Consider the following 11,323-nt stretch of genomic DNA (forward strand, 5'->3'; position numbering starts at 1 on the left):
GACTAACCCCAAGAGCTGACCCGCGACAGGCAAAGACCCAATGGACAAGGACATTATGAGCACAGAGAATTTCGACAAGTACATCAACCTGGCCGACGCGCGCCTGGGCACCAAGGCCATCTCCGTCACTGACGACTGGTTTGCCGACGTGAACCGCCTGTTCCAGCCGGATGCGGCTGTGTGGAAAGAAGGCGTATTCGATGATAACGGCAAATGGATGGATGGCTGGGAATCCCGCCGCAAACGCTTTGAAGGTTACGACTCCGCCGTAATCCGCCTTGGCGTGCCCGGCACCATCAAGGGTTTCGATATAGACACCAGCTTTTTCACCGGCAACTTCCCGCCGTCCGCTTCTATCGACGCCTGCTTCTGCGCCGAAGGCGAACCCAATGAAGACAGCCGCTGGGAAGAGATACTGACCTCGGTCGAGCTGCAGGGCAACAGCCATCACCTGCACGCCATTGCCGATGGCCGCGCCTGGACGCACCTGCGTCTTAACATCTACCCCGATGGCGGCGTGGCCCGTCTGCGCGTTTACGGCGTACCCTTCCGCGACTGGAGTGCACATAACAGCAGCGAACAGGTCGACCTGGCCTCGGCCCTGAATGGCGGCCGCGCCCTGGCTTGCAGCGACGAGCACTTCGGTCGCATGAGCAATATCCTCAACCCTGGCCGCGGTATCAATATGGGGGATGGCTGGGAAACCGCCCGTCGCCGCACACCGGGCAATGACTGGGTTATCATCGCCCTGGGTCACCCCGGTGAAATCGAACAGATAGTGGTCGATACCCTCCACTTCAAGGGCAACTACCCGGACAGCTGCTCTATTCAGGCGGCCTATGTTGAAGGTGGCACCGACTCCCAGATCGAGGCACGCAGCCTGTACTGGCGTGAACTGCTTCCCTCGCAGAAACTGGAAATGCACCAGGAACACAGCTTCGCAGCCCAGATCAAGGATCTTGGCCCGGTTACGCATGTGCGCCTGAACATCTTCCCCGATGGTGGTGTGAGCCGGCTGCGCCTGCTCGGCCGCATCGCCAAGAAAGCCTGAGGCCCGTCGCCATGCAGAGGTTAAAGATTGAAACCCTGAACCCGGAGGCCTTCGCCCCCTTCGGAGATCTGATCGGCAGCGAGGGTCATGATTTTTTCATGATCAACAATGGCTCCACGCGCCGTTACCATCGTCTGGCCGAGGTGGAAACCGGCAACGAGGGCACGCCGATTATCAGTATTTTCCGGGCTCAGACACTCCCCATGCCCCTGCGGGTACGCATGATGGAACGTCACCCCTTGGGCAGCCAGGCCTTTATTCCGATGCGTGGCAATCCGTTTCTGATTCTGGTGGCGCCACCGGGGGATGATCTGACATCATCCCAGTTGCGTGCCTTTTACAGCGACGGTACCCAGGGCGTGAACTATCGCCCAGGCGTCTGGCACCACCCGATTCTGGCACTGACCGATCAGGACGAATTTCTGGTGGTCGACCGTGCCGGGCCCGGCAACAACTGTGACGAATTTTTCTTTGCCGACAGCGAAGAAATAATGCTCGACCCAGAGCTCTGAAATTTAGAGCACCAAAAACTCAACTATTAACCACAACTAGCAGCAATTTGGAGCCGGGAAGCAGTCGCCCCAGAGCGTACTGAGCAGTTACCCAGGTTCAGTCACTGGCCCCCCGGGGCCGGTGCATCTGAGGAGCGAATTATGGATCCGCATATTACTGAATGGCTCAACCTGACCGCCCGCTGGGTACACATGATCGTAGGCATTGCCTGGATCGGAGCGTCTTTCTACTTCGTCTGGCTCGAAAACCATCTTGACCGCAGCAATCCCCGTGAAGGCCTGTCCGGCGATCTCTGGGCCATCCATGGCGGCGGCATTTACCACCTGGAAAAGTACAAGCTGGCGCCACCGAAAATGCCGGAAGAGCTGCACTGGTTCAAGTGGGAAGCCTACGCCACCTGGCTCAGCGGCATGGCGCTGCTGACCATAGTGTTCTATCTGAATGCCGACCTCTATCTGGTTGCACCGGGCTCAGACATGAACCCGACCACCGCCATTGCCATAGGCGTGGGTGCACTGATTGCAGGCTGGTTTATCTATGATTTCCTGTGCGACTCAGCCCTTGGCAAGCAGCCTGCCCTGCTCGGCGCCCTGCTGTTCGTATTGCTCATCGGTGCCGCCTGGGGCCTGAGCCTGGTGTTCAGCGGTCGCGGTGCCTTTATCCACGTGGGCGCCATTATAGGCACCATGATGGTGGGTAACGTATTTCGCGTCATCATGCCGGGGCAGCGTGCTCTGGTAGGCGCCATTGAAGCCAAGCGCGAGCCCGACCCAACACTGCCAGCCAAGGCCCTGCTGCGCTCGCGTCATAACAACTACCTGACACTGCCTGTGCTGTTCATCATGATCAGCAACCATTTCCCGAGCACCTATGGCAGCGCATCCAACTGGATGATTCTGGCAGCTCTGGCGGTACTGAGTGTACTGGTTCGCCATTACTTCAACACCCGTCACGAAAGCCAGAAACTGGCCTGGACCCTGCCAGCCGCTGCGCTGGGCATGGTTGCCCTGGCCTTTGTCACCAAGCCGGATACAGCGCCGACAAGCGTTGAAACCGCTAGCGGCCGACCCGCCGCGGTTCAGAGCGTGAAGTTCGACGCCGTATACAATGTGATTCAGCAGCGCTGCGCCAGCTGCCATTCCGCCACGCCCTCCAGCCCGGCCTTCAGCACCGCACCCGGAGGCGTTATCATGGATGAACCCGGCCAGATCAAGCAGCTGGCCTCGCGTATCCATGCCCAGGCTGTTGCCAGCAATATAATGCCGCTGGGCAATATCACCAATATGACCCAGGAAGAACGCAACCTGCTCGGCAACTGGATTGCCGCAGGCGCACCCACCGAGTAACAACCCAGAATTACTGCAATTCCCTCAGCCGCCCCGACTCTCGTCAGGGTGGCTTTTTTGTGTTCCCCCGCTACCTAGCAAAGGTTCAGATCCCTCGAAACACAAAAAAACAGCCCAATTTGTATCCATATAAAAATATAAGTGCATACGAAATTCAGACCGAATATTCATGAAAAACCTGTAAACACAACAACAATAAGGACAGCTGATGATCCGCAAAAGAAATATCCTCGCCCTCATGCTGGGTAGCACCCTTGCCGGCTCCGCCAGTGCCGAAATGCTCTGGAGCGACTTCAGCCTTAGCTACCTTAATGGCCGTGATTACGAAGTCGTGACTCCCAGCGGCAAGATGGAGACCGTCACCTTTGAGCACGCCAGCGGACACAGCTGGGGAGATACCTTTCTGTTCATTGATCGTCTGATGCCAGACGAGCGCGACAGTACCTTCTATGGCGAATTTGCGCCCCGCCTGAGTCTGTCGTCACTCAGCGGTAGGGATCTGAACGCCGGCCCCATCCAGGATGTACTGCTGGCCGGCACCTGGGAGATGGGGGATGGTTTCGACAACCAGCTCTATGGAATAGGATTTGCACTTAAGGTACCGGGTTTTCGCTACTTCAACCTGAATCTGTACAAGGCCAGCAATGACAAGTGGGACGACGACGAGCAGCTCACTCTGAGCTGGGCTTATCCCTTCAGCATCGACAATGCCGACTTCCTGCTTGATGGCTTCCTGGACTGGTCCAGCAGCTCAGATACCAATGCCTCTGAGATGAACTTCACCCCGCAGCTGAAGTGGAATGCCGGCAAGCATCTGGGATTAAAGGCACCACTGTACGTCGGAATGGAGTATTCCCACTGGAACAACAAGTTTGGCATTCAGGACCGTAACGAGCGCAATGCCTCCCTACTGCTAAAATGGCATTTCTGATCGAGCATTTCGTCGTTGTTGTCAGGCGCTCCTGCGCCTGGCGATAACGACGGATCAGCGACCACAGACGGGGCGAGCGCCCATTCAGTCTGATTACGCGACAAGTTAAAATTGTGTACATTATTCTGAATTATTATAGACATTAATTTTTCCATCCCCTATATTGGTCACTACCTGACCAACTAGTCAGCATTGTCAAAACCCGTTATCTCGCGACGGTTACGGCCCTCGCCACAACCAGCTCTTCATAACAATAACTAGGGTAGGCACTTACCATGACCGCAAAAACCACAGGGGCAAAGGCAAGCCCCAAAACCAATCACGATCTTATCTATCACCTTGAGGATACCCCGACCTTCGGCCCGGCATTCTTTGCAGCGCTGCAGCACGTGCTCGCCAGCTTTATCGGCATCATCACCCCTACCCTGATTGTCGGCGGCGTGCTGGGTCTGGGCAGCGAAGTGCCTTACCTGGTGAGCATGGCACTGGTCGTCTCTGGTGTCGGCACCTTTATTCAGGCGCGCCGTATTGGCCCCATCGGTTCCGGCCTGCTCTGCGTACAGGGCACCAGCTTCGCCTTCCTCAGCACCATCCTCAGTGTCGGTTTTATCGTCAAGAGTGCAGGCGGTGGCCCCGACGAGATTCTGTCGACCATCTTTGGCGTCTGCTTTCTCGCCGCTTTTGTGGAAGTTTTCCTGAGCCGCTTTATTCATCGCCTGGGTCGGGTTATCACTCCCGTGGTCACCGGTACCGTGATTACCATTATCGGCCTGTCGCTGATCAAGGTGGGCATGACCGATCTGGCGGGCGGCTTTGGCGCCAAAGACTTTGGCTCGCTTGAGAACCTCGGCCTCGGCGGCCTGGTGCTCGCAACCATTATCATCATGAACCGTTTCAACAACCCGATGATTCGCCTCAGCGCCGTGATTGTCGGACTGCTGGTCGGCTTCTGTGTTGCCTGGACCCTGGGTCGCGTCGACTTCAGTGGTCTGTCGGATCTGCCGCTACTGACCATACCGCAGCCGTTCAAGTACGGTTTCTCGTTTGATATTGCCGCCTTTGTTTCCCTGGCTGTAATCTATGTAGTCACCGCGATTGAAACCACCGGCGACCTGACCGCCAACTCCATCGTATCGAGCCAGCCAGTCAAGGGCCCCATCTACCTGAACCGCATCAAGTCCGGCGTTCTGGCCGACGGCTTTAACTCCGCCATGGCCGCAGCCCTCAACAGCCTGCCCATGACCACCTTCAGCCAGAACAACGGTGTCATTCAGCTCACCGGTGTCGCCAGCCGTCGCGTGGCCTACTACATCGCCGGCATACTGGCGCTGCTCGGCCTGTTCCCCTACATCGGTGGCATTCTGCAGCAGATGCCTAAACCGGTACTCGGTGGCGCCACTCTGATCATGTTCGGCACCGTTGCCACCGCAGGCGTGAAGATCCTTGCCCAGTGCGAACTGAATCGCCGCAACATGCTGATTGTTGCCGTTTCCATCGGCCTTGGCCTGGGTGTCGCAGCGGTTCCTGAAGTACTCCAAGAGCTGCCCAAGACGCTGCAGAACATCATCGGTTCGCCGGTCAGCATCGGCGCCTTCAGCGCCATCATCCTGAGCCTGTTCCTGCCGGATGAGTCTGCCCAGCACGCCGATGAGGATCTGCCGGACCAGCACCCGGCAAAAGATGCCAGCCCGTCCAGAACAACGGACAGTCAGCAGGCCACCCGGGCTGATTCGCTGACCGACAGCACCAGCCCCAAGCCTCTGGGCGGTACAGCCTCTTAACCGGATAACTCACCGGTTCCAGGCAACCGAAAGCGCTGCAACCTGCAGCGCTTTCGGTCTTTGGCGTGATGGCGCCAATCCATTCCGGCCTTGCTTTTGCCACAGCGCCGCGCCTTGAGCCGCCGGAGGACGGAATGGTAAGATTCAGCTCCTGACGCAACGATACTTAGCTCCCTGCTGCGCTCAGTACCAAGGTCCATGACGGGCCCGCATCACAGCAAGGAACAGGCTTCAATGGCCAGCATTCGCGAACGCAATAAACGCCTGATCATCAAGACCGCCTGTCAGGTGTTCGCCGACACGGGCTTTGCCGCCACCAAGACCAGTGACATCGCCGACAAGGCCGGCCTGCCCAAGGCCAACATCTATTACTATTTCAAATCCAAGGAGGCCCTGTACCGCGCAGTGCTCGAAAGCATTATCGAGCCGCTGCTGCAGGCCTATGCACCCTTTCACCGCGAGGAAGAACCGGAGCTGGCACTGCGGGCTTATATAAAGGCCAAGGTACGTATTTCACGGGAACACGCCGATGCCTCCAAGGTCTTCGCCAGCGAGATAATGCACGGCGCACCGCACTTGTCTGCTGACAGTCTGGAACAGCTGAAGACAGAAGCCGAACGCAGCATCCAGCGGTTACGCCAGTGGATCGCCGATGGCCGCATGGCAGCGGTGGATCCGCAGCACCTGATGTTCACCATCTGGGCCTCGACCCAGACCTACGCGGACTTCGACTGGCAAATTCTGGAAGTGACCGGCCGCAAGAAACTGCAGGCCAGGGACTATGATGCCGCCGCCGAGCTAATCACCCGACTGGTGCTCAAAGGCTGCGAAGTTCAGCCAGAGCACAGCAGTGCCTAACAGCCTGACCGGCCCCCCAGAACGCAAACAGGCCCGCTGCCAGGGGCAGCGGGCCTGTTAGAAGCTCACAGGCCGTCGATCAGACGCCGTTGTCACCCCGCAAGCCGCTCACCGCCACGCCTGCCATGGCGCACAGCTCATCCACATCCGACGTATCACCACTGATACCCACAGCTCCCACGATAACGCCGGCGTTATCACGCACCAGCACACCACCCGCCACCGGCACTATGTTGCCCTGGGCCAGGGTATTCACCGCACCTATAAAGGCCGGGCGATTTTCCGCATCCGCCGCAATCAGACGCGAAGGCTTGCCCAGCGCCAGCGACCCCCAGGCTTTGGCTGTGGCTATCTCGGGCCGCAACAGGCTGGAACCGTCTTCGCGCTGCAGCGAAACCACACGCCCAGCCTGATCAAGCACCGCGACGGTCAGGGGCGCCGCTCCAAGTTCCCGCCCCTTGCTCAGGGCGGCCGCGCAAATACTCAGCGCCGTTGCCAGATTAACTGTCGACATTTTACATCTCCTCAAGGTTTTACAAGGTTAAACAAGATCAGTTGACGCTGCAGGACAGCCCCTGCCTGGGGCTCCTTGTCCTGCCCGCCTGAAATGGGTCGGGTGTGCGCCCGGGACAGATCGCCAGCAGAGACCTGTACTGAAAAAACGCCAGACTGTATGCACTAGTACCGAACAGATCGGTTACAAAAAACACAATTAAAAATACAAACCAACCTTAAACAGACAATATCTATAGCCCAACAAAACCACCAATCCAATACATTTTTTATATTTTTTTGTATACAAAATGTAACAGACTAAAGTATTAGTCCGTAACATCATGTTTTAAAACAACTTACCAGGCAGCCCGCAATTTCACCTTCAGTCAAAGGGGGCTTGACCTTAAGTAGGCCTAATGCATAGAATCAGTCATAAGTATTTTGTACACAATTAACAACAAATAAAGGTCACAATATAATGGCAAAGATGAGAGCGATTGAAGCCGCCATTGAAGTACTCAAGCGCGAAGGCATCGACACCGCCTTCGGTCTGCCAGGCGCCGCCATCAACCCGATGTATGCCGCCATGAAAAAACTCGGTGGTATTGATCATGTGCTGGCACGCCATGTTGAAGGCGCCTCCCATATGGCCGAGGGCTACACCCGAACCAACCCTGGTAACATTGGCCTCTGTATCGGTACCTCCGGCCCCGCCGGCACCGACATGATCACCGGCCTCTATTCCGCCTCCGCCGACTCTATTCCCATTCTGTGCATCACCGGCCAGGCCCCCCGTGCACGCATGCACAAGGAAGACTTCCAGGCGGTGGATATCAGTAGCATCGCAGCCCCTGTCACCAAGTGGGCCACCACCGTACTGGAACCGGCCCAGGTACCCTGGGTATTCCAGAAGGCATTCCACATCATGCGCTCCGGTCGCCCCGGCCCCGTGCTGATCGACCTGCCATTCGATGTACAGATGGCCGAAATCGAATTTGATATAGACACCTACGAGCCGCTGCCCCAGGCCAGGCCTGCAGCCACCCGCAAGCAGGTCGAGAAAGCGCTGACCATGCTCAGCGCCGCCGAGCGCCCGCTGCTGGTGGCCGGTGGTGGCATCATCAATGCCGACGCCTGCGAGAAGTTTGTCGAGTTCGCTGAACTGACCGGCATTCCGGTTATCCCGACGCTGATGGGCTGGGGCATCATCCCGGATGATCACCCACAGATGGTCGGCATGGTGGGGCTGCAGACATCCCACCGTTACGGCAACGCCACCATGCTGGCATCGGATGTAGTACTGGGCATCGGCAACCGCTGGGCCAACCGCCACACCGGCTCCGTTGAGGTCTACACCGAGAACCGCAGCTTTATCCACGTCGATATAGAACCAACCCAGATCGGCCGCGTCTTCATGCCGGATTTAGGGATAGTGTCCGACGCCGGCGCCGCACTGGACCGTTTCCTGGAAGTTGCCCGCGAATGGAAGGCCGCCGGCAAGCTGGCGGATCGCAGTGCCTGGCTGGCGGAATGTCAGGAACGCAAGCGTACCCTGCAGCGCAAGACCCACTTCGACAATGTGCCGGTCAAACCGCAGCGCGTGTACGAGGAAATGAACAAAGCCTTTGGCAGGGACACCTGTTATGTCAGCACCATCGGATTATCACAAATCGCCGCTGCGCAGTTCCTGCACGTCTACAAGCCACGCCACTGGATCAACTGCGGCCAGGCCGGCCCACTGGGCTGGACCATTCCAGCCGCACTGGGCGTCGTCAAAGCCGATCCCGCCCGTCAGGTGGTGGCGCTATCAGGTGACTACGACTTCCAGTTCATGATCGAGGAGCTGGCGGTCGGTGCGCAGTTCAATCTGCCTTACATTCACATACTGGTGAACAACTCCTACCTGGGCCTTATTCGCCAGGCGCAGCGCGGCTTTGACATGGACTACTGCGTGCAGCTGGCATTCGAGAACCAGAACGCCCCTGAACTCGAAGGCTACGGTGTTGACCACGTCGCCGTCGTTGAAGGGCTGGGCTGCAAAGCGATTCGTGTTCGCGATCCGGAGCAGATCCAGGCCGCCTTGCAACAAGCCAAGGAACTGATGCACAAGCACCGTGTACCCGTAGTGGTTGAGATCATGCTGGAGCGTGTCACCAACATCGCCATGGGCACCGAAATCAACGCCATCAACGAGTTCGAAGACCTGGCCGAGCGCGGCATAGACGCGCCCACCGCCATCTCCATGCTCGACTGATCGATACCGCAGGAGCAGCGCTCCTGCGCACAACCGCACATTGAGGTAAACGAAATGCCACGTTTTTGCGCCAACCTGTCGATGCTCTTCACCGAGCACGACTTTCTCGAGCGCTTCGACGCCGCCGCCAAAGCCGGCTTTAGCGGCGTCGAGTACCTGTTCCCCTACGATTTTGATGCTGCAGAAATCCGCGCGAAACTCGATGCCAACAACCTGACCCAGGTGCTGTTCAACCTGCCCGCCGGTGACTGGAATGCCGGCGAGCGCGGTATCGCCTGCCACCCCGACCGCATCGAGGAGTTCCGCTCGGGCGTCGAGCGCGCCATCCAGTACGCCAAGGTGCTGGGCAACGATCAGGTCAACTGCCTCGCTGGCATTCAGCCAGACGCTGTCAGTGATGATCTGGCCGAGGCCACCCTGGTGGAAAACCTCAGCTATGCCGCCGCCACGCTCAAGCAAGCCGGCATCCGTCTGGTGATGGAAGCCATCAATACCCGCGATATCCCCGGTTTCTTTCTTAACAACACCCAGCAGGCACTGCGTATCCGTGAGCAGGTGGGCAGCGACAACCTGAATCTGCAGTACGACATCTACCATATGCAGATCATGGAGGGTGATATCTGCCCGACGCTGCAGGCCAACCTCGGTGCCATTGCGCACGTTCAGCTGGCCGATAACCCGGGCCGGCACGAGCCCGGCACCGGCGAGCTGAACTACCCCTTTATTTTCAGTTTTATCGACCAAATCGGCTACGACGGCTGGATTGGCTGCGAATACAAACCGGCCACCAGCACTGAAGCTGGCCTGAGCTGGCTGAAAGACATGAATGCCGTTTAAGCAGCTTCCAGTTCAAACAACTTAATAGTCTAAGTACTTAATTAGACAGGAGAATAGACAATGGCAAAGATCGGATTCATCGGCACCGGCATCATGGGCAAGCCCATGGCTCAAAACCTGCAAAACGCAGGGCACACCCTGTTTTTCTCGGAACATCATGACCCGGCGCCCGCCGACCTGCTGGGTGAGCGCGGTGTCGCCCTGGCGACCCCAAAAGACGTCGCCCAGGAAGCCGAGTTCATCATTCTGATGGTGCCCGACACCCCCCAGGTTGAAGACGTGCTGTTCCGTGAAAACGGTGTCGCCGAAGGCGCAGCGGCGGGCAAGGTCGTGATCGACATGAGTTCCATCTCTCCCATCGCCACCAAGGCGTTCGCCGAGCGCATCAAGGCCACGGGAGCCGAATACCTGGATGCACCCGTATCCGGCGGCGAAGTGGGCGCCAAGGCTGCGAGTCTCACCATCATGGTGGGCGGCAGCGAAGCGGCGTTTGAGCGCGCCAAACCGCTGTTCGACCTTATGGGCAAGAATATCACCCTGGTGGGTGGCAACGGTGACGGCCAGACCACCAAGGTGGCCAACCAGATCATAGTTGCACTGAACATCCAGGCTGTCTCCGAGGCTCTGCTGTTCGCCTCCAAGGCCGGTGCCAATCCCGCCAAGGTACGTGAAGCTCTGATGGGTGGTTTTGCTTCCTCCAAGATCCTGGAAGTACACGGCGAGCGCATGGTCAAGGGCACCTTCGATCCGGGCTTCAGAATCAGCCTGCACCAGAAGGATCTTAACCTGGCACTGGAAGGCGCCCGGGCGTTGCAGATCAACCTGCCCAATACCGCCAGTGCGCAGCAGAATTTCAGCACCTGCGCAGCACTCGGTGGTGAAAACTGGGATCACTCGGCCATGATCAAGGCCTTGGAACATATGGCTAATCATTCGATCCGCGACTGAAAAGCGAAAACTGGGGCTTAACCACGGCGGCGATGTTCAAGGCCCTGGAACATATGGCTAATCATTCGATCCGCGACTGAAAGGCGAAAACTGGAGTTTAACCACGGCAGCCATGATCAAAGCCCTGGAACATATGGCCAATCATTCGATCCGCGACTGAAAAGCGAAAACTGGGGTTTAACCACGGCGGCGATGTTCAAGGCCCTGGAACATATGGCCAATCATTCAATCCGCGACTGAAAGGCGAAAACTGGGGTTTAACCACGGCAGCCATGATCAAAACCCTGGAGCAGATGCCAACCACAGCAT

10 protein-coding genes are annotated in these 11,323 nt (G+C 57.7%); 9 read left to right on the plus strand and 1 reads right to left on the minus strand.

The features are described from left to right. The first annotated feature begins 55 nt into the window (after positions 1 to 55). The 6 genes from alc to MPRO_RS08880 all read left to right on the plus strand — a co-directional run bounded on the left by alc (position 56) and on the right by MPRO_RS08880 (position 6,480). The gene (gene alc / locus MPRO_RS08855; RefSeq protein WP_067290888.1) at positions 56 to 1,051 is read left to right on the plus strand and encodes an allantoicase; all 996 of its coding nucleotides are present in this window, start codon (positions 56 to 58) and stop codon (positions 1,049 to 1,051) included. An 11-nt stretch (positions 1,052 to 1,062) separates the two neighbouring features. Further along, a complete protein-coding gene (locus MPRO_RS08860; RefSeq protein ID WP_067290592.1) occupies positions 1,063 to 1,563 on the plus strand; it encodes an ureidoglycolate lyase in 501 nt (166 codons plus the stop codon). Between the two features lie 141 nt (positions 1,564 to 1,704). Further along, positions 1,705 to 2,910, plus strand: coding sequence for a urate hydroxylase PuuD (locus MPRO_RS08865; RefSeq protein ID WP_067290596.1), 1,206 nt, complete (start codon positions 1,705 to 1,707; stop codon positions 2,908 to 2,910). A 208-nt stretch (positions 2,911 to 3,118) separates the two neighbouring features. Next, positions 3,119 to 3,841, plus strand: coding sequence for an outer membrane protein OmpK (locus tag MPRO_RS08870; RefSeq protein ID WP_067290599.1), 723 nt, complete (start codon positions 3,119 to 3,121; stop codon positions 3,839 to 3,841). A gap of 275 nt (positions 3,842 to 4,116) precedes the next feature. Next, the gene (locus MPRO_RS08875) at positions 4,117 to 5,622 is read left to right on the plus strand and encodes a nucleobase:cation symporter-2 family protein (RefSeq protein ID WP_067290601.1); all 1,506 of its coding nucleotides are present in this window, start codon (positions 4,117 to 4,119) and stop codon (positions 5,620 to 5,622) included. A 234-nt stretch (positions 5,623 to 5,856) separates the two neighbouring features. Beyond that, a complete protein-coding gene (locus tag MPRO_RS08880; protein WP_067290603.1) occupies positions 5,857 to 6,480 on the plus strand; it encodes a TetR/AcrR family transcriptional regulator in 624 nt (207 codons plus the stop codon). A gap of 79 nt (positions 6,481 to 6,559) precedes the next feature. Here the strand turns inward: MPRO_RS08880 and MPRO_RS08885 are convergent, their stop codons facing one another. Beyond that, positions 6,560 to 6,994: a GlcG/HbpS family heme-binding protein gene (locus MPRO_RS08885; RefSeq protein ID WP_067290604.1), complete on the minus strand. Its 435-nt coding sequence runs from the start codon at positions 6,992 to 6,994 to the stop codon at positions 6,560 to 6,562. Between the two features lie 459 nt (positions 6,995 to 7,453). Between MPRO_RS08885 and gcl the strand changes: the two genes are divergently transcribed. Genes gcl through MPRO_RS08900 form a run of 3 tightly spaced genes read left to right on the plus strand, consistent with a single transcriptional unit; the run spans position 7,454 to position 11,014 of the window. Then, positions 7,454 to 9,229, plus strand: coding sequence for a glyoxylate carboligase (gcl, locus tag MPRO_RS08890; RefSeq protein ID WP_067290605.1), 1,776 nt, complete (start codon positions 7,454 to 7,456; stop codon positions 9,227 to 9,229). 54 nt (positions 9,230 to 9,283) lie between these two features. Beyond that, positions 9,284 to 10,066, plus strand: coding sequence for a hydroxypyruvate isomerase (gene hyi, locus MPRO_RS08895; protein WP_067290606.1), 783 nt, complete (start codon positions 9,284 to 9,286; stop codon positions 10,064 to 10,066). A gap of 60 nt (positions 10,067 to 10,126) precedes the next feature. After that, on the plus strand, positions 10,127 to 11,014 hold the full coding sequence (locus MPRO_RS08900; RefSeq protein WP_067290607.1) for a 2-hydroxy-3-oxopropionate reductase: 888 nt from the start codon (positions 10,127 to 10,129) through the stop codon (positions 11,012 to 11,014). The last annotated feature ends 309 nt before the right edge of the window (positions 11,015 to 11,323 follow it).

Source organism: Marinobacterium profundum, assembly GCF_001528745.1.
GTDB classification, from domain to species: domain Bacteria; phylum Pseudomonadota; class Gammaproteobacteria; order Pseudomonadales; family Balneatricaceae; genus Marinobacterium_A; species Marinobacterium_A profundum.